An 18,069-nucleotide genomic window follows, 5' to 3' on the forward strand; every position below is an offset into this window, starting at 1 on the left:
CCCTCCGGTTGCGAGCACAAAAGACACGGTCGCCGGGCCCGGTGAGGGACCCGGCGACCGTGCCGAGAAAATGCTGGCTAGCCGGGGTTGCCCGGGGTGCCGGGGTTGCCGTCAGCACCGACGGGGTCACCGGGGCCCCCGGTGCCACCGGCTCCGGCGGCACCGCCTGCACCGCCTGCACCCACCGAACCCGCAGCGCCGCTACCGGCCCCGCCCTGCCCGGCCTGCCCGGCCGCGCCTCCGGCCGCGCCGTTGCCACCGTTGCCGCCGTTACCGCCGGCGAGGCCGGCACCGGTGGCGGGGTCGATGCCGCCGGCACCGCCGTTGCCGCCCTGGCCGGCGTCACCGCCCTTGCCGCCGTTGCCGGCGTTGCCGCCGACACCGTTCTCCGAGCTGCCGCCGTTGCCGCCCTGGCCGCCGGCACCGCCGGTGTCGCCGTTGCCGCCGTCGCCGCCGGCCACCTTGCCGGGGGCCCCCGTGAGCGGGTTGTTACCGGTCGATCCCTCGGCGCCGTAACCGCCGCGACCACCGGTTCCGCCGGTGCCGCCGTTGCCGCCGTTGACGTCGCCAGCGCCGTTGCCGCCGTTGCCACCGGCTCCACCGACGCTGCTGGGGCCGCCGTAGGAAGTGGTGCCGGCCCCGCCGTTGCCGCCGTTGCCGGCGTGGCTGGGCCCGATGCCGAGGGTGTTGGTGGGGGTTTCGACGCCGCCGCTGTTGCCGCCGTTGCCGCCCGCCCCGCCGACTCCGGCGCTTCCGGTGGTGTCCGAAGTGCCGCCGCCGCCGCCGTTACCGCCGTTGCCGCCGGAGGCGGTGCCGTCGCCACCGGCACCACCGCCACCACCGGCACCGCCGTCGGCGCCGCTACCCGCGGCACCGTTGCCGCCCTGGCCGCCGTTGCCGCCGATGCTGACCACGCCGGGGCCGGTCAACCCGTCGGCACCGTTGCCGCCCTGGCCGCCGTCGCCGCCGGAGCCGGTGCCGCCGGTGAGCATGTTGCCGCTGGTCTGGCCTCCGCTGCCGCCGAGGCCGCCGTTGCCGCCGATGCTCCAGATGGTGCCGTCGGCGTCCTTCCAGCCGGTCGCCATGCCACCGTCGGCGCCGTTGCCACCGCTCCCGCCGTCGAGGCCGCGGGCGCCATTGCCGCCGCCGGAGCCGGTGCCGCCCTTGAAGGTGCCGGTGCCGCCGGCCGCGCCGTCCGTGCTGGCACCGGCGGTATGGCCGTTACCACCGCCGCCGCCGTAGCCACCGCGCCCGCCAATGGTCTTGATGGTGTCGTCGGTGGTGGCGCCGTTGCCGCCGGCGCCGGCCTGCCCGGCGTCTCCGCCGCGCCCGCCCTCGGCGTCACTGCCGTAGCCACCCTGGCCGCCGGAGCCGCCGTTGCCTGCAGTGCCGGTCACCCCGACCGCACCGGTGGCATCCCCACCGACCCCGCCGTTGCCGCCGGTGCCGCCCGCGTTGTCAGCGAGGGAATTGCCACCGCTGCCGCCCCAGCCGCCGGCGTGGCCGCCGTTGATGCCGTCGCCGCCGTCACCGCTGTTGCCGCCGTCGCCACCGGCGTAGCCGGCGCCGCCGTCACCGCCGATGCCGCCGATGCCACCGTTACCGAGGAAGTGACCACCGGCGTCGGTGGCGGCCTCGCCGCCGGCGCCGCCGTTGCCGCCGTGCCCGCCGTCGCCGGCTTGGCCGGCGCCGCCGTAGAACGCGGCGCCATAGAAGTGGGAACCGCGGGCACCACCCAGGCCGCCCGCACCGCCGCGGCCACCAACACCACCGGCCAGCCCGTCGGTGTCACCGGTCGCACCGTTGCCACCGTTGCCGGCCGCGCCGCCGGCGCCGCCCTTGCCGCCGTTGCCGAGAAGGTATCCGCTGACCCCGCCATTACCACCGTTGCCGCCTTGGCCCCCGCTCATGCCGGTGCCGGTGACATTCTGGGTGCCGTCCATGCCGGCGCCGCCGGAACCGCCTGCTCCGCCGTTGCCGAACATCCACGCCATTGCCGCACCGCCATCGCCGCCGGCGCCACCGAAGCCGCCCGCCACAGTCGCCGTGCCGCCCGCCCCGCCGTCGCCGCCGTGGCCCATCCAGGTGCCGCCGATGCCGCCGTTGCCGCCGGCGGCACCCGCACCGCCGTCACCGCCGTCACCGCCGTCGCCGAAGCCGATGGCGTTGCCGCCGTTGCCGCCGGCCTCCCCGGCCACATCGCTATTCCAGCCGGCGCCACCGTCACCGAACCACAGGCCGCCGTGGCCGCCGTCGACGGACTCCGCGGTGCCGTCGATACCGTCGCCGATCAGGTACTGCCCGGCCATGGTGTTGATCGCGCCGTTGACCATCTCGCCGAGGTCGCTGTTGATCCACGCCTCGGTCAGTGTGTGCAGCGGGGCGTAGAACAGCTGGTCGAACATCGTGACCGCGTTGAAATCGCCCATCAGACCGGACAGGTCGAATGCGTCGGCTGAGCCGGCGACGTCGACGTCGGCGGCCGGGACCATCCAGTCGAAACTGAACAGGTCTTCGAAGAAGTCGGCCTGAGCGGCCGGCGCTGGCGCCAGCGGCGTCATGCCGAACGCCAGGAACGCCGCGGCGGTGCCGCTGGCACCGATCATCCGGTTGCGCTTGCGGTGAGTCATGTGTGAATGCCTCTCGTGTGAAATGTCGGGTGGGGAAAGGTTCGATCTGGCCGGCGGTCTTACAGACCCCAGCCGGCCAGCAGGTCCGCGAACACGTCGGTGCCCATGGCGTCACCGGCACCGCCGTCGTCGAGGTCGGTGGGAATCAGCGGCAGGTCGCTGCCGGCCAGCGGCGGGGTCACCGGCACCGCGCCCTTGCCGTCCCAGCCGGAACCCAACAGCGCACCGACGGTCTGCCCCAGGCCCAGCATCGCCCCGATCGGGCCGACCGCGTTGCTTTCGATGTTGAGGGCGCCCAGCACCGGGACACCGGTGAGCTCGATACCGACGCTGTTGAGGATCGACCCACCCACCGCCGGCGTCTCGGCCACCACCTCGCCATTGGCACCCAACACCTGGTACGGGTCGATGGCCACATGCCCGGCGGTCAACCACCCCCCGAACGCAATGTCCAGATGCCCGATCCCCATACCGTCGGGCAGCATCCCACTGCCAGCGGCGGCCTCGTTGATCATCGGCAGCAGGCTGTCCAGGTTCAACGTCGCGCCGTTGAGCGACGCACCGAACACATTGGCCAACGTGTCCGAGAAGCTGTCACCCTCAGTAATGCTGTTGAGCAGCGCGACCCCCGGGGCGATCCACGGCCCCAACGAGCCCATGATCAGTCCACTCAGCGGCGAGGACAAGAAGTGGACGATCGGCATGATCTCCGCCGGGAACATCCCACCCGCGATCGACGACAACGGCCCGGCGAACAGGTCGTACCAGCCCATCGCGAACGTCGTCGGATCACCGGCGGCCAGGGTGTGGCTCATGACGATTTCCAGGGTTTCCTGGCTGGGGTTGCTCAGCGTGTACCCCGTCAGCAGGCCGTCCAGGTTGTGGCGGATCTGCTCGGTGACGTAGGTGAGGTTCGTCGGGTCATCGAGCAGCTGCTGGGCGTAGTCGTTCTGGTTGGCCATGAACTGCTGGAACGCGACACCCGGCGCCAGGTAGTAGTTGTTCATGATCTGGGTCATGTTCTGCTGCGCGGCGTTGAACACCGCGTCCCAGGCGCTGGTTGCGGTCAGTGCGACATCGCGCACCATGCCGATCTGGGGCAGCGGGGCGACGACCGGGGTGGCGGCGATCAGGCCGGCGCCCACGATCGCGACACCGGCGGTGGCGTAGGGGCGGATTGCTGTGCGCAAGGGATATCTCCTCGAGGTTGTGGCGGCTGCCAAGGGGGTTGGACGCTAATTGACGTGCGGGAAAGGGCCATGGGTGTCTCTCAGATGAAGACCAGCCAATATCCACCGCAAAACCGAGTTGGCTCCTGAATTCCCAGGTGACGCGACCCTGCCGTTATCAGCACACGTTAAGGCTATGCATCGTTTTGTCGCGAAGTTAGGACGTTCTTTCGCAAGTTTGGACTATCGTCGGCGCCATGCTTCGTACTGCCCGGTTGGTGCGTCAGCGCGCCGGAGTGAAGGTCTACGAGTACCCGATCGATCCCCATACGCCGCCGGTGGTGGTCGCCCGGGTCGGGCAGGAAATGCTGTCCGAGCACGGACAGATCCACAGCTTCCCGGCCCTGTGGTGCGACCGGGGAAATGGCGTCGTTTACGTGGTCGCCATGGGCGCCACCGTCGGTCCAGCGGCAGTGGAAAGCACCGACGACGGTGTCGCGGTGTTCTTCGATCCGTCAGCGGTCGGCGGCGACGGGGCTTCGCCCTGGCTGACCTGGCAATCACATCCCCTATTGCGGCTGTTCCTGCACGAGCGGGACGGAGGGCTGCTGCGTTTGGAGGTGCCCGCCGTCGACCTTCTGTCGTTCATCGCCACCCTCGATGCGCTGAAAACTGAACTGGCGAACCGGCGGGAAGGACACCGCGAAGCGGTGTCGGCCCTGCTGACCCTGCTGCTGATTATCCTCACCCGAGCGGCCGGCGAGACGGTCGGCGAGCAGCGCCTCGGCGACGAACCGCTGCTGGCCGACGTGTTCGCGACGATTGACCGGCGCTACAGCGAGCCGCTGTCGCTGCGCGAAGTGGCGCGCGAGGTTTCGGTCTCGGCGGGGCACCTGACGACCGTCGTGCGTCGCCGCACCGGACGCACCGTGGTGGAGTGGATCACCGAACGCCGCATGGGCGAAGCCCGCCGCCTTCTGAGCGACACCCGACTGTCCATCACCGAGATCGGCCAACGAGTCGGACTGCCCGACGCGGCCTATTTCACCAGGCAGTTCCGCCAAACCCACGGCGCCTCACCCAGTCAGTGGCGAAAGACACCTTCCTGCCGGTGATCTCATTACCTCAGGTGACGGCGTGCGCCGAACGCACCGCCTGCTCGCACACCGGGCGCAGGACGTCGTCGCCGCCGGGTCCGCTCTGGCAGCCGATGCCGATCCGCACGGCACGGTCGACCAGCACCGTCCAGTCGACCTGATGGTCGGCACGAACCTCCCGGTAGGTCACCGCGGGCCGGCCCGCGCTGCTGCCGGCCGGGTCGAAATCGACGAAGACGCCTGGGGTTTCGACGGCGGCGAGTTTCATGGCCAGCTGCAGGGGTTCGGCGATGGCGGACAGGGTTTCGCCGGCGGCCGGCGCTTGGGTGACGTGCAGCATCAGCTGCGGGTCAGTGGGCGAGGCGACCTCGACTCGGGCCGATCCGGGTCCGGCGGTGACGCGGCGCAGCGACCAGTCCGCCGGCACCTGCACGGTCACCCGGCCCTCGATCAGGTTGGTCACTGCCGTCGCTTCCCGAGGCGGGTCGTGATTAACCCCTAGGCCCAGTGCGACGACACCCACCGCGACCACGACGGCCGGGACCAGTCGTCGGCGGCGGTCGGGGCGGGCCGGCGCCTGTGCCGGCTCCGGCGTCGCGGCGGCTTCGACGACCCGAACCGCCGGCAGCGCGTCGACCACCGTCACCTGCGCTGCGCCGCTGAGCTTTTCGGCGATCAGCTCGGCCAGTACGCCGGCCCCGCCCACCGCGGCGGCCGCGTCGATCAGCACCGCGGCGCCGCGATCCGGGACCGCCGCCCGGACCCGGCGCGCCACCGCCGCGGCCACCTCGTCGGGTGAGCCGATCCGCGGCTCGGCGGTGATTCCGGCGGCGGTGACGGCGACCAGTTTAGTGGCGATCTCAACGACCGCCGCAGCCGCGAAGGTGTCCGACAGCAGTCGCGCGCGGGGCCGGGTGGCGACGTCCTCGGCCAGGCCGCGAGCGGCTGCAATCACCCGTTCCACCCGCCGGGCCGGCCACCACGACGGGTGGATGATCTCGATCGACTCGGCGGCCGCCGGGCAGGCCAGCACACTGCGCAGCAGCTCCGGCACCTCGACCGGCTGCCCGTCGACCAGCGCGACCGGCTCATCGATCAACTCCTCTAAGTCCGCCGAGGCTTCGGCCGGTTCGCCTGCGCCGCAACACAATTTGCGGACGGTCGCGGGGCCGACCTCGATGACGGCGCGGTGCGTCACCGCTCCCAGGCCACCTGGATCAGCCGCTCACCGCCGGACCGGGTGACCAAGGTGGCGCGCCCGGGCGGCAGCGGTCTCGGCCGCACCGAGCCGATCAGCGGGGTGTCGGCGGGGTCGCCGCTCATCACCAGGCCCATCGCGCCCAGGTCGTGCAGTGCAGCCAGCACCGGCTCGTACATCGACCGCGCCGCCCCGCCGCTGCGGCGGGCCACCACCAGGTGCAGTCCGAGATCGCCTGCCTGAGGCAGGTATTCCAGCAGCGGTGTCAGCGGGTTGCCGGCGGCGGTGGCCACCAGGTCGTAGTCGTCGACCAGGACGTAGATCTGCGGGCCACGCCACCATGACCGGTCGCGCAGTTGCTGCGGGCTGACGTCCGGCCCCGGCATCCGCCCGGCCACCTGGTCGATCACCACCGGTAGCAGCGCTGAGCACGCTGCGGCCGACATCGCGTAGCCGGCCAGGTGGCCGGTGTCGACGATCCCGAGCAGGCTGCGCCGGTAGTCGACCACCAGCAGCTGCGCCTGCTCGGGGGTGTGCGTGCGCACCAGTTCTCGGCACAATGTGCGCAACACGGCGGACTTGCCGCACTCGTTGTCGCCCAGGATCAGCAGGTGCGGTTGCCGCGTGAAATCGACTGTGACCGGGCCGCGTTCGTCGGCTCCCAGCACCGGCTGGTCACCGGCGAAGACAACCAGTTCAGCTCGCTCGACCCGCTCCGGCAGCAGCGGAATCGGCGGTACCGCATAACCATTGTGCTGCAACGGCTCCCATTCATGCGGGAGCGCGACCAGCATGTGCAGACCCTCCGGTGTCAGGCCGCGACCGGGCCGGTCACGGGGTACCCGGTGGGCTTGGCGCCGGTCCAGCTCGGAGTCGGCCGGATCTCCCAACCGCAGCTCGATGCGGGTGCCGATCAGATCGCGCAATGCGGGCCGCACTTCGGCCCACCGCGACGCCGAGAGCACCACGTGCACCCGAAAGGACAGGCCGCGACCGGCCAGAGCGGTGATCGCTGACTCCACATCGAACTCTTGGCACAGGCCCGCCCACCCATCGATCACCAGGAACACGTCGCGGGCCGGGCCGCCGTCGCAAGCACCGCCGGCCGCCTCCCTTCGCTGCACGATCGCCTCCATCTCGGCGATCGTGCGCCGTACCAGGTCGGCCTGGCCACGACCGGCCACCGACCCCACCTGCGGCAGCCAACCCAGCTCGGAGAGGGTGCTGCCTCCGAAGTCCAAGCAGTAGAACGCCACTCCGGTCGCGTCGTGAGTCGCACTCAGCGCGGCGATCAGCGTGGCCAGTGTCGTCGACTTACCCGACCGGGGCGCACCGACGACCGCTACGTGCCCTCCGGCGCCCTCGAGGTGGACCGACAGCGGGGTGCGCCGTTGCTCGAAAGGCCGGTCGACGATTCCGATCGGCACGCTCAGTGCGGGATACTCGCCTTCGAGGAGCTTGCCCAGCGCCGGCGAGGCCCCCAACGGGGGCAACCACACCTGCCGGGCCGCCGGGCCGTGGCCGGAGATCCGCTGCAGCATCGCCTCGAGCACGGTGCGCTCGGCCACCGCAGGCACCGCCTCGGTCGGGCCACTCGGCGCCGCGGTGAACGACAGCGCTTCGCGCGGAGCCGGCCGGGGGGCGGGACACCCGCCGGAGACGTAGGCCGTCTGGAATCGCGTCACCTCGCCGTCGGCGGTACGCAGGAACCCCGCCCCGGGAATGTTGGGCAACTCGTGGGCGTCCGCCGCCCCGAGCGCCAGCCGGGACTCGGCGGCCGACACCGTCTTGAGGCACACCCGGTAAGACAGGTGCGATTCCAGCCCTCGCAACTTGCCCTCCTCGAGGCGCTGGCTGGCCAGTAGCAGGTGAATCCCCAGCGAGCGCCCCAACCGGCCGATCGCGAGGAACGTGTCGATGAAATCGGGCTGTTGGTCGAGCAGTTCGGAGAATTCGTCGACGATCACGAGCAGCGCCGGCAGGGCCGGCAGCGCCATGCCTGAGGCCCGCCGGGCCTGGCCGTAGCTGCTGATGCCGGCAACGCCCGTGGCCCGCAGCAGTTCCTGTCGTCGGTGCATCTCACCGGCGAGGGCGTCCCGCATCCGCTCCACCAGCGGTGCCTCATCGGCGAGGTTGGTGATCACCGCGGCGACATGCCGGGTTTGCCCGAACCCGAGAAATGTTGCGCCCCCTTTGAAGTCGACCAGCACCAGGTTCAGGTCCTCCGGTGAATGCCGGACCGTCATGCCCAGCACCAGGGTGCGCAGAAACTCCGATTTGCCCGAGCCGGTGGCGCCGATGCACAGCCCGTGCGGCCCGCTGCCCCGCTCGGCGGCCTCCTTGATGTCCAGCCGCACCACGTTTCCGTTCGGGTCGGTGCCGATCGGCACGCACAGCCGCTGCGACGGTGCGCCGGCCCAACCGCCGGCCGGCTCGTAGCGGTCGATATCGCCGATACCCAGCAACTGCGCCCAGTCCGCCGGCCTCCCGCCGCCGGCCGCGTTCGCTCGCTGACCGGCCAGCCGCTGCGCGCACACCACCGCGTCGGCGATACCGAGGAAGTCAGGCCGGGCGCCCTCGGGGTCGCTCAGCGCCGTCGCGGTCACCGTGAACCGTCGCGCGGTTCCGGCGGTACCGGCCTCGGCCACCGAAAGGCCTGCGCGCGTGCTGTCGCTGATCACCACCGCCCGTCGGCCGGCCAGCGCGGCTTCGGCGGCAGCCAAGCTGGGGCAAGTCAGCCGGAGCGGCCCGGTGGCGTCGGTGCCCGACGGATGCTGATGGTGTGGCAGCCATTTCAGCCAGTCCCAGTGGTCGGGTGCATCGGTGACTGCGGCGATCCGCAGCACATCCGGGCCGTGCAGCATCGCCAGCTGGCAGATCATCGCGCGCAGCAGGCCACGCGCCGCCTCGGCATCGCCGTCCAGCAGCAACGGCCCCGCGCCCAGCAGCGGCACCGTGATCGGCACCTCGGGCACCGTCGCGTGTGTCTCGAGGAAGCGCCGCAGTGCGGTGTCGGTGACCGGGTCGATGCGCCGCGCCGGATCCTGCGGCGGCGGGACCAGCCGGGTGGCCAGGCCGGTCGGACCGATCCCGACCCTGACGCTGCCGAAGTCCGCGTCGCCGGGCCGGCGCTCCCACATCCGGGCGCTGCCGGCCAGCATCCAGAGCGCATCCGGCTCCGGATGCGCCCACCACAGAGACGAGCGCTGACGGGCGGCGGTGTCGGTCACCGATTCACGCAGCGCGGCAAGGTAATCCAGGTAACCCTCGCGGGCGTCGTCGATGTTCTTGGGCCCGCGGGTCCGCCCGGCCACCGTCGCGGCCACCGCGGAAGCCAGCATCATCAACGGCAGCATCGCGAACACCGGGCTGCGTGCCGCCGATGAGCCCGAGCGGTAGACGACCGCGGTCATCGCCAGCATCCCCACCGCCATGACGGCGGGCAGCAGTCGGGCCAGCGAGACGCCGGAATCCGGGAGTGTCACCGACGGCGGTGCGGCGACGGCGATTTCACCGTCCGGCAGTGCCGGCGGCGGGCCCGCATTGCGCCCCAGCGCGGTCATCGGCACACCGTAGACAGCCGGCGAAGGACCGGCAAGTCAGCTGTGGAACACCGAAAACATCGCGGCCCCCATCGCGCTACGGTGCCCGCAAGCGGAAGGCGCAAACGAGGAGGCGATGCGTGTCGATTGCGGATTCGGGTCTGCGCCGGGTCGCGGTGCACACCGATACCGGTCGCGCCGATCTGGCACTGCCGGCCGCGGTGCCGGTGGCAGCGCTGATCGCCTCCGTCATCGACCTCATGCCGCGCCGAGACGGCCCGCACGCCCTGCGTCCGTACCGGCTCGGTCTGCCCGGACGGGCACCGCTGGACCCCTCGAAAACGCTGGCGCAGCAGGGCATCCACGACGGCGCGGTGCTGGTGTTGGCGCGGGTGGGCGACATTGTGGCGGAACCGCGTTTCGACGATCCCGCCGAGCAGGTGGTGGCTACGGTGCGGGAAGCGCTAAGCCCGTGGAAGCCGGCTGCTCGCCGGCTCACCGCCGCGCTGGCGGCGTCCGGCCTGGCCGGGATTGCCGGTTTCGTGGCGGTCCCGGGCGGGCCCGGCACCCCGAACGCCCTGTTAGCCGTCACTGCGGCCGGGACGGTGGCTGCCGCTGCGGTTCCGTCGAGCGGCTGTAGCGGGCCGGTGCGCGCGACGTTGTGCTGCTTGGCCGGGTTGGCGGTGGCCGCCGCTGCCGTCGGGATGGCTTGTGCTGCAACCGGCATCTCGCTGCAGGCGGCCGGTGCGGTGGGAACGGCGGTTGCGGTCGGTGTGGTCCGGATGGCGGGCCGGATCGCGCTGGTGACCCGGCGCCCGACACGCGAGGCACACGATCTGCTGACCGGATTGGTCGTCGCGTCCGCAGCCGCGGTGGTCCTGGGTTCCCTCGGCGTCGCGGCCCGACAACCGGACCCACGGCCGGTCGGTGTCGCATTCGCAGCCGTGGCCGGCGTCGCCCTGTTACTGCGGGCCCGCTCCCACAGCGATAGCCGCCAGATCGCGGCACTACTGGCCGGCGGCGTCACCACCATCGGAATCGCGGTTCTCACAGCGGGTTCGGGGCCATGGCCGGCCGCGGTGGCGGTGGCACTGGCCGGTGGCGCCATCGCTGCCGGTTTCCCCGCACCGCCGGCATCCCCGCTGGGCCGGCGCGGCGCCGAGGTGCTGGAAAGCCTGGCGCTGGGCGCGCTGGTGCCGCTGGCCTGCTGGCTCTGCGGGGTTTACGGCGCCGCCCGCGGACTGAGTCTGGGCTGACGCGTGCGGATCGCCCGGGTCGCCATCGCCGCTGCGGTGATCGCCGGGGCCGCCCCGGGCGTGCCGCCGGCCAACGCGGTCGCACCCCCGCCGATCGACGGCTCGCGGTTGCCGGCCGCGGCGCCGGCCGCACCGGCGCATCCCACCGTGCAACGTCAGGTGTGCGCGGTGCCGGCGCTGGATCCCGCGGTGACACCGAACCAGCTCGACGGGCTGGACCTGCCGGCGGTCTGGGCGCTGACCCGCGGGGCGGGGCAGCGGGTGGCGGTGATCGACACCGGGGTGGCGCCGCATCGACGGCTGCCCGGTTTGGTGGGCGGCGGCGACTACGTGTTCACCGGCGACGGCGCCCAGGACTGCGACGGCCACGGCACCCTGGTCGCCGGGATCATCGGGGCCACAACCGATTCCGGCGACCGGTTCAGCGGTGTGGCGCCGCTGGCGACGGTGATCGGTATCCGCCAGTCCAGCACCAGGTTCGGCGCCGTCGGTGACGCCGCGGGTGTCGGCGACGTCGACACGCTGGCGAAAGCGGTGCGTACGGCGGCCGATTTGGGGGCGTCGGTGATCAACATCTCGGCCGTGGCCTGCCGGCCGGTGAACTCCGGCCTCGACGACCGGGCACTCGGCGCCGCCCTGGCCTACGCGGTCGAGACGAAGAACACCGTCGTGGTCGCCGCGGCCGGCAACACCGACGACGGGTGCGCTAAAGACGGGCCGATGATCGTCAGCCCGGCCTGGTACGACGACTACGTGCTGACGGTCGGCTCGGTGGACGCCGACGGCGCACCGTCGGCCTTCACCCGCGCCGGCCCCTGGGTCGACGTGGCCGCACCCGGCGAAAAGGTGCTGTCGCTGAGCAGCGTCGGCGACGCGATGGCGACCACCGCCGGCGGAACCAGTTTCGCCGCACCGGTGGTCAGCGGTGTGGCGGCGCTGATCCGGTCCCGCTTCCCGGCGTGGACGCCGCGGCAGGTGATGGACCGGATCAAGGCCACCGCGCACCACCCGCCCGGTGGGCGCGACGACGTCGTCGGCGCCGGGGTGATCGATCCGCTGGCCGCGGTCAGCTCGGAGATAGCTGAGCCCGCATCCGTTGCCCGAGCGCCCGAACCGGCACCCCCACCCCCGCCGGCCGTCGAACCCGTCGCCGCTTCGGCCGGGCTGCGCACCGCGATCACCGGCACCGCCGTCCTGCTGGCCTTGCTGCTGGCGGTGGTCACCGGCCGGGCGGCGGCAGCACGACGTCGCGGGCCAGCAGCGCCTGCTCCCGACTGAGCCGTGGGCCGGCCGGTAGCCCGGCGAGCATCGGCCAGGGCACCCCGGCGGGCGTCTCCGGCAGACCCAGGCTGCGTGCCGCGGCGGCATTGTCGACGGAGAACCGCACCCCGGTCTCGGTGATCAGGTAGCCGGCACCAGCGGGGCGACCGGCCACACTGACGGCCCGAACGTAGGCACAGCGGCCCGGCGGCAGAGAGACCGCATCGAGGGCGGGGCCGGGACCGTCGGCCTGGGCCAGCACCGTCGTCGCCGCGCCCGCCGGCAGCGGCAAGCCGACACCGGCCGACAGCGTGATGCCGACCGGATCGTCGGCACGCCAATGGGCGCACAGCGTCACCGCGGCGGCGGGCAACGTGGCGAGGCGGCCGTCGAAGTCCTTTGCCGGCGGGGCCTCGGGTAGCGCAGTGAGCAGCAGACCCGAGACCCGCCGCGGCGCTGCAGATTCCAGGCTCGGATCAGCCGGGTTGACCGGAATCCGCCGGCCCCGCAGCACCAGGTACGTGGCGGTGGACTCCGCGCTGACCGGCACCGCCGCATCGGCGTCGATACGCGCGGATTGCGGCGGGTCGGCCCCGACGACCAGGGTGGTGCCGGCCGGGTCATCGCACAGCGACCAGGTCTCGGTCGCGGCCACCGCTGCGCCGAGTGCGCCGGGGGCGCCGGGGATGCCCAGCGGTGGCCCGCGCCGGGCCTTTGCGATCTCGGTGCCGGCTACCGGCCGCGGGTCGGCGGGACCGGCGATCAGGCGGGCCGAGGCGAGGTTGAACACCGGATGGACCGTGTCGCCGACCCGGACATACAGCGCGCCCGAGGCGCGGTCCAGCAGGATCGGCGCATCACCGAGGCCGGGTTGCGGCCGCACGATGGCCAGCACCACCGCGCCGGCCGCCACGATCACGCTGAGCAGGCAACCCAGCGCCAGCCCGGCCCGCCCGGGTGCGGGGCCGCCGGCCGCCTGGCCGCACCGCAGCGCACGCTCCATGCGGCGCGCGCTGAATCGGTGCGCATGCAGCTGTAGCTGTGTGGTCGTTCGCCCGGCCATGCGCCCCCGTTCCCGTGCCGACGACGCTAACCCCGGCAGCGGCCCGGCGGCCTCCGACCATCCACAGGGCCGTCCGCGCCGAAATCGGGCTTCGGTACCATTCCGCTATGCGTTTTGTTCGATTGAGCAGCATTTTCTCGGCGGCGTTGATGGCCGGCGCACTGCTGACCGTGCCGGTCGTGGCCCCTGATGCCATCCCGTCGGCGGCCGCCTACGACTGCCCCGACGTCGAGGTCATCTTCGCCCGCGGCACCAGCGAGCCGCCCGGCGTCGGCCGGGTGGGTCGCGCGCTGATCGACTCGCTGCGCCAGCAGACCTCGAAGAAGGTCGACGAGTACGGCGTCAACTACCCCGCCGGCCGGCTGCAGCTGGGCGGCGGCGACGGCGCCAATGACGTGATCCGCCGCGTCAAGGCCGCCGCCGACGTATGCCCGGACACCCAGTTGGTGCTCGGCGGGTACTCGCAGGGCGCCTCGGTGATCGACATCGTCACCGGCACCCAGGTGGGCGGTATCAGCTGGGGCAGCCAGCTGCCCGCCGAGTACGCCGACCAGGTGGTGGCCGTGGTGGCGTTCGGCAACCCCGCCGTCCGCACCGGCGGCCCGATCAGTGCGCAGAGCGCCCTGTTCGGCGCCAAGGCCCTCGACCTGTGCAACCCGGGTGACCCGATCTGCCACGAGGGACCAGGCAACGAGTGGACCGACCACACCGACGGCTACATCCCGGCGCTGACCAGCCAGGCGGCCAACTTCATCGCCGGCCGGCTGCGCGCTCCCGGGCCGGTGCCCGACGTCGAACCGCTGGTCCGCTGACCTGCACCGACGCTCTTATTTAGCCCGTCAAGTTTTTACGTCGCTACTATCAGTCGCTGTGAAGGCATACCGGCTCCTGACCGCGGTCGTGCTGCTCGCCGTGTCCTTGATCGCTCCCGCGCTGATGCCGACGGTCATTCCCTCGGCGGCGGCGGCCGGCTGCCCGCCGGTCGAGTTGGTGTTCGCCCGCGGCCGGCTCGAGTCGGCCGGCCCGGGCATTATCGGCAACGCCTTGGTCAGTGCGTTACGCGCGCGGGCCAACCGCACCGTCGGGCTGTATGCGGTCCGCTACGACGCGGACGCCGATGTGGATCGCGGCGCCAACGACATGAGCGGCCACATCCAGCACATGATGCAGACCTGCCCGGACACCCGCTTGGTGGTCGGAGGCTACTCGCTGGGCGCGGCGGTCAGTGACATCGTGCTGGCCGTCCCGATGAGCGTGTTCTCGTTCAACAACCCGCTGCCGCCTGGCGCCGACGAACACATCGCCGCGGTCGCGCTGTTCGGCAACGGCAGCGCCTGGGCCGGGCCGATCACCCGGTTCAGCCCGGTGTACGCCGACCGGACCATCGAGTTGTGCCACGGCGCCGACCCGATCTGCAATCCGGCCGACCCCAACACCTGGGAAGCGAACTGGCCACAGCACCTGGCCGGTGCCTATATCGAGGCCGGCATGATCAACCAGGCCGCCGACTTCATCATGGGCAGGCTCTGACCGGGCTTCGTCGCGACCGGGCCGCCGGGATTAGTTAGATCATCTTCGCTTCGCTACTATTCTCGGCTGTGAAGGCATACCGCATCCTGGCGGCCGGCACCCTGGCCGCAGCCCTGCTGATCAGCCCCGTCCCGTCGTCGACGGCTTCGGCCGACGGGTGTCCGGACGCCGAGGTGGTGTTCGCGCGGGGCACCAATGAGCCGCCGGGCCTGGGCCGGGTCGGCAACGCCTTCGTCAGCGCGCTGCGCGGCCAGACTTCCCGATCGATCGGCACCTACGCGGTGAACTACCCGGCCAGCTACGACTTCGGTCGGGCCGCCGACGGCGCCAACGACGCCAGCGGTCATGTGATGTGGATGGTGGAGAACTGCCCGGGCACCCGGCTGGTTCTCGGGGGGTACTCGCAGGGCGCCGCCGTCATCGACGTGGTGGCCGCCGCGCCGGTGCCCGGCTTCGGGTTCACCGCGCCGCTGCCGCCCGAGGCCGCCGACCACGTCGCGGCGATCGCGGTGTTCGGCAACCCGTCGAACAAGATCGGGCAGCCGCTGACGAACAGCCCCGGCTACGGGTTCAAGACGATCGACCTGTGCACCGACGGCGACCCGGTCTGCTCCCCCGGACGCAACTTCGCCGCCCACTCCGGCTACACGCCCAGCATGACCAATCAGGCCGCCTCGTTCGTCGCCGGCCTGCTGTAGCCCGGCTGCCTCGACTGTGCGGTTTGTTCGCCGAAATCCCGTTTCTGCGACCCAAACCGCACACTCGACCGTCAGCGCGTGCGCAGGTCCCGGGTGATGACGCTGCGCGCCGCCAACTGATCATCCGGCGGGTAGTCCACCCCGACCAGGGTCAGGCCGCGCGCCGGCGCGGCGGTGAAATCACTGGACCGGCGCTCGGCGTTCAAAAGGTCGGCGCACCAGGTGGCGCTGCGCCGGTGCTCACCGACCGCGAGCACCGCCCCGACCAGCGAGCGAACCATCGACCAGCAGAACGCGTCGGCGCTGACGTGCGCGGTGACCAGATCACCTTCACGCTCCCAGTCCAGCCGCTGCAGATCACGAATGGTGGTGGCGCCCACGCGATGTCGGCAGAACGCCGCGAAGTCGTTGAGCCCCAACAGCCCCCGCGACGCCTGTACCATCGCCTCGACATCCAGCGGGCGCGGCCAGGCCGTGACGTAGCGCGCCAGCTGCGGCACCACCCCGTAGGGCGCGGTCGAGAGCCGGTAGACGTAGTGGCGCCGCAGCGCCGCGAACCGCGCGTCGAAATCGGGCGCCGCCCGCACCACGCGCAGCACCCGGACATCGGCCGGCAGGAAACGCGCCAATCGCCGTGTCAGTGGGAGGAATTCCGGCTCGTCGGGCCGCTGCCCACGCGAATAGGCATGAGCCAGGGCCGTTCCCGGGATGTCGATGTGGGCGACCTGCCCGGTGGCGTGCACGCCGGTGTCGGTACGTCCCGCGGCGAACAATCGCACCGGAACGCGAAACACCGTCGCCAGCGTCTCTTCGAGAACGCCGGCGACGGTGCGCTGCCCGTTCTGTACCGCCCACCCGGCGAAATCGGTGCCGTCGTAGGCGATGTCGAGCCGAAGCCGAACTTCGGCCCCGGACTCAGGACTCGTCAGTGGCTTCGGTGGCCTCGGGAGCCTCGGCCTCAGCGGCCGGCTCCTCGACCTTCTCGGCCTCGGGAGCCTCGGCGGGCTTCTCCTCGACCTTCTCGGCCGGCTTCTCAGCCTTGGCTTCAGCCTTAGGGGCCTTGCGCGCCTTCTCGGCCTCCGACGTCACCGTCTTCTCCCGCACCAGCTCGATCACGGCCATCGGGGCGTTGTCGCCCTTACGCGCCTCGACCTTGATGATGCGGGTGTAGCCGCCGTTGCGGTCCGCGAAGTGCGGGGCGATCTCGGCGAACAGCGAGTGCACCACGTCCTTGTCGCGGATCTTCTTGAGCACCTCACGCCGGTTGTGCAGCGTGCCCTTCTTGGCGTGGGTGATCAGCTTCTCGGCGTACGGCCGCAATGCCCGCGCCTTGGGCTCGGTCGTCTTGATCCGGCCGTGGGTGAACAGCGACGTGGCCAGGTTGGCCAGCAGCGCCTTCTGGTGCGAGGACGACCCGCCGAGACGGGGACCCTTGGTGGGCTTGGGCATTGCGACTTCTCCTAAATGGGGCCGACCCCCGTATCAGGTAGGGCCGGGACGGCTCTCTTGTCGAGAGGTTGGGCGTTTAGAGCTGCTCGGTCTCGGCGTAGTCCTGCTCGTCGTAGCTGGTGTCGCCCGACCAGGTGCCGGTGGCGACGTCGTAGCCCGCCACCTGCGACGGGTCGAAGCTGGCCGGGCTGTCCTTGAGCGACAGACCGAGCTGGTGCAGCTTCACCTTGACCTCGTCGATGGACTTCTGCCCGAAGTTGCGGATGTCGAGCAGGTCGGACTCGGTCCGGGCGACCAGCTCCCCGACGGTGTGCACGCCCTCGCGCTTGAGGCAGTTGTAGGACCGCACGGTCAGGTCCAGGTCGTCGATCGGCAGGGCGAACGACGCGATGTGGTCCGCCTCGGCCGGCGACGGCCCGATCTCGATGCCCTCGGCCTCGACGTTGAGTTCGCGTGCCAGACCGAACAATTCGACCAGGGTCTTGCCGGCCGAGGCCAGCGCGTCCCGCGGGCTGATGGAGTTCTTGGTCTCCACGTCCAGCACCAGCTTGTCGAAGTCGGTGCGCTGCTCGACACGGGTCGCCTCGACCTTGTAGGTCACCTTGAGCACCGGCGAGTAGATCGAGTCGACCGGGATGCGGCCGATCTCGGCACCGGAGACCTTGTTCTGCACGGCCGGGACGTAACCGCGGCCGCGCTCGACGATCAGCTCGACCTCGAGCTTGCCCTTGTCGTTCAGGGTGGCGATGTGCATGTCGGGGTTGTGCACCGTGACGCCGGCCGGCGGCACGATGTCACCGGCGGTGACGGCACCCGGGCCCTGCTTGCGCAGGTACATGGTGACCGGCTCGTCCTCCTCCGAGGACACCACCAGGCCCTTGAGGTTCAAGATGATGTCGGTGACATCCTCTTTGACACCGGGCACCGTGGTGAACTCGTGCAGCACGCCGTCGATGCGGATGCTGGTGACGGCCGCGCCGGGGATCGACGACAGCAGGGTGCGCCGAAGCGAGTTCCCCAGGGTGTAACCGAAACCCGGCTCCAGCGGTTCGATGACGAACTGGGACCGGTTGTCGGCCACAACCTCTTCGGACAGGGTCGGTCGCTGCGAGATCAGCATTGTTTTCCATCTCCTTCTCGGCACCCGCTATTTGATGCCGGTCAAGTCCTGCACAGG

The 18,069-nt window shown here is 71.5% G+C and carries 14 protein-coding genes; 6 read left to right on the forward strand and 8 right to left on the reverse strand.

Annotated features, from left to right (window positions below; translation table 11 throughout):
• Positions 1-77 precede the first annotated feature (77 nt).
• On the reverse strand, positions 78-2,630 hold the full coding sequence (locus tag AC5Y31_RS17820) for a PGRS repeat-containing protein (protein ID WP_499981912.1): 2,553 nt from the start codon (positions 2,628-2,630) through the stop codon (positions 78-80).
• A 59-nt stretch (positions 2,631-2,689) separates the two neighbouring features.
• Positions 2,690-3,820, reverse strand: coding sequence for an outer membrane porin GjpA (gjpA, locus tag AC5Y31_RS17825; protein ID WP_499981913.1), 1,131 nt, complete (start codon positions 3,818-3,820; stop codon positions 2,690-2,692).
• Positions 3,821-4,095: 275 nt separating this feature from the next.
• On the opposite strand from gjpA, the gene AC5Y31_RS17830 reads away from it, so the two are divergent.
• Positions 4,096-4,914 (forward strand): helix-turn-helix transcriptional regulator, encoded by an 819-nt coding sequence (locus AC5Y31_RS17830; protein ID WP_499981915.1) that lies wholly within the window; start codon positions 4,096-4,098, stop codon positions 4,912-4,914.
• A gap of 10 nt (positions 4,915-4,924) precedes the next feature.
• Here the strand turns inward: AC5Y31_RS17830 and AC5Y31_RS17835 are convergent, their stop codons facing one another.
• Positions 4,925-6,094 carry a type VII secretion-associated protein gene (locus tag AC5Y31_RS17835; RefSeq protein WP_499981917.1) on the reverse strand — a complete coding sequence of 390 codons (1,170 nt, stop codon included), beginning with the start codon at positions 6,092-6,094 and terminating at the stop codon, positions 4,925-4,927.
• Positions 6,091-9,657: a type VII secretion protein EccCb gene (eccCb, locus tag AC5Y31_RS17840; protein ID WP_499981919.1), complete on the reverse strand. Its 3,567-nt coding sequence runs from the start codon at positions 9,655-9,657 to the stop codon at positions 6,091-6,093. The genes AC5Y31_RS17835 and eccCb overlap by 4 nt, the downstream gene beginning before the upstream one ends.
• A gap of 119 nt (positions 9,658-9,776) precedes the next feature.
• On the opposite strand from eccCb, the gene AC5Y31_RS17845 reads away from it, so the two are divergent.
• Both AC5Y31_RS17845 and mycP read left to right on the forward strand, forming a co-directional pair.
• The gene (locus AC5Y31_RS17845) at positions 9,777-10,892 is read left to right on the forward strand and encodes an EsaB/YukD family protein (RefSeq protein ID WP_499981921.1); all 1,116 of its coding nucleotides are present in this window, start codon (positions 9,777-9,779) and stop codon (positions 10,890-10,892) included.
• Positions 10,893-10,895: 3 nt separating this feature from the next.
• Positions 10,896-12,170, forward strand: coding sequence for a type VII secretion-associated serine protease mycosin (gene mycP, locus AC5Y31_RS17850; RefSeq protein ID WP_499981923.1), 1,275 nt, complete (start codon positions 10,896-10,898; stop codon positions 12,168-12,170).
• On the opposite strand, the gene eccB is transcribed toward mycP, so the two are convergent.
• The gene (gene eccB, locus AC5Y31_RS17855) at positions 12,112-13,215 is read right to left on the reverse strand and encodes a type VII secretion protein EccB (RefSeq protein ID WP_499981925.1); all 1,104 of its coding nucleotides are present in this window, start codon (positions 13,213-13,215) and stop codon (positions 12,112-12,114) included. The genes mycP and eccB overlap by 59 nt on opposite strands.
• A 107-nt stretch (positions 13,216-13,322) precedes the next feature.
• On the opposite strand from eccB, the gene AC5Y31_RS17860 reads away from it, so the two are divergent.
• From AC5Y31_RS17860 to AC5Y31_RS17870, 3 genes are all read left to right on the forward strand, one after another.
• Complete coding sequence (locus AC5Y31_RS17860) at positions 13,323-14,027, forward strand: cutinase family protein (RefSeq protein ID WP_064855373.1); 705 nt, start codon at positions 13,323-13,325, stop codon at positions 14,025-14,027.
• A gap of 124 nt (positions 14,028-14,151) precedes the next feature.
• Positions 14,152-14,745, forward strand: coding sequence for a cutinase family protein (locus AC5Y31_RS17865; protein ID WP_082966369.1), 594 nt, complete (start codon positions 14,152-14,154; stop codon positions 14,743-14,745).
• Positions 14,746-14,813: 68 nt separating this feature from the next.
• The gene (locus AC5Y31_RS17870) at positions 14,814-15,443 is read left to right on the forward strand and encodes a cutinase family protein (protein ID WP_065023932.1); all 630 of its coding nucleotides are present in this window, start codon (positions 14,814-14,816) and stop codon (positions 15,441-15,443) included.
• 71 nt (positions 15,444-15,514) lie between these two features.
• On the opposite strand, the gene truA is transcribed toward AC5Y31_RS17870, so the two are convergent.
• The 3 genes from truA to AC5Y31_RS17885 form a co-directional block, all read right to left on the reverse strand.
• Positions 15,515-16,405, reverse strand: coding sequence for a tRNA pseudouridine(38-40) synthase TruA (truA, locus tag AC5Y31_RS17875; protein WP_499981973.1), 891 nt, complete (start codon positions 16,403-16,405; stop codon positions 15,515-15,517).
• Positions 16,359-16,892, reverse strand: coding sequence for a 50S ribosomal protein L17 (gene rplQ / locus AC5Y31_RS17880; protein ID WP_499981928.1), 534 nt, complete (start codon positions 16,890-16,892; stop codon positions 16,359-16,361). Before rplQ ends, truA begins: the two co-directional genes overlap by 47 nt.
• A gap of 76 nt (positions 16,893-16,968) precedes the next feature.
• Complete coding sequence (locus AC5Y31_RS17885; RefSeq protein WP_499981930.1) at positions 16,969-18,036, reverse strand: DNA-directed RNA polymerase subunit alpha; 1,068 nt, start codon at positions 18,034-18,036, stop codon at positions 16,969-16,971.
• Positions 18,037-18,069: the final 33 nt, after the last annotated feature.

This window comes from Mycobacterium sp. NGS18 (genome assembly GCF_059813185.1).

What these genes read in the sequence shown, in the direction of transcription:
- eccCb (WP_499981919.1), bottom strand. Translation starts at nt 9,657, where the DNA reads ATGACCGCGCTGGGGCGCAATGCGGGCCCGCCGCCGGCACTGCCGGAC.
- AC5Y31_RS17820 (WP_499981912.1), bottom strand. Translation starts at nt 2,630, where the DNA reads ATGACTCACCGCAAGCGCAACCGGATGATCGGTGCCAGCGGCACCGCC.
- AC5Y31_RS17865 (WP_082966369.1), top strand. Translation starts at nt 14,152, where the DNA reads ATGCCGACGGTCATTCCCTCGGCGGCGGCGGCCGGCTGCCCGCCGGTC.
- AC5Y31_RS17860 (WP_064855373.1), top strand. Translation starts at nt 13,323, where the DNA reads ATGCGTTTTGTTCGATTGAGCAGCATTTTCTCGGCGGCGTTGATGGCC.
- eccB (WP_499981925.1), bottom strand. Translation starts at nt 13,215, where the DNA reads ATGGCCGGGCGAACGACCACACAGCTACAGCTGCATGCGCACCGATTC.
- rplQ (WP_499981928.1), bottom strand. Translation starts at nt 16,892, where the DNA reads ATGCCCAAGCCCACCAAGGGTCCCCGTCTCGGCGGGTCGTCCTCGCAC.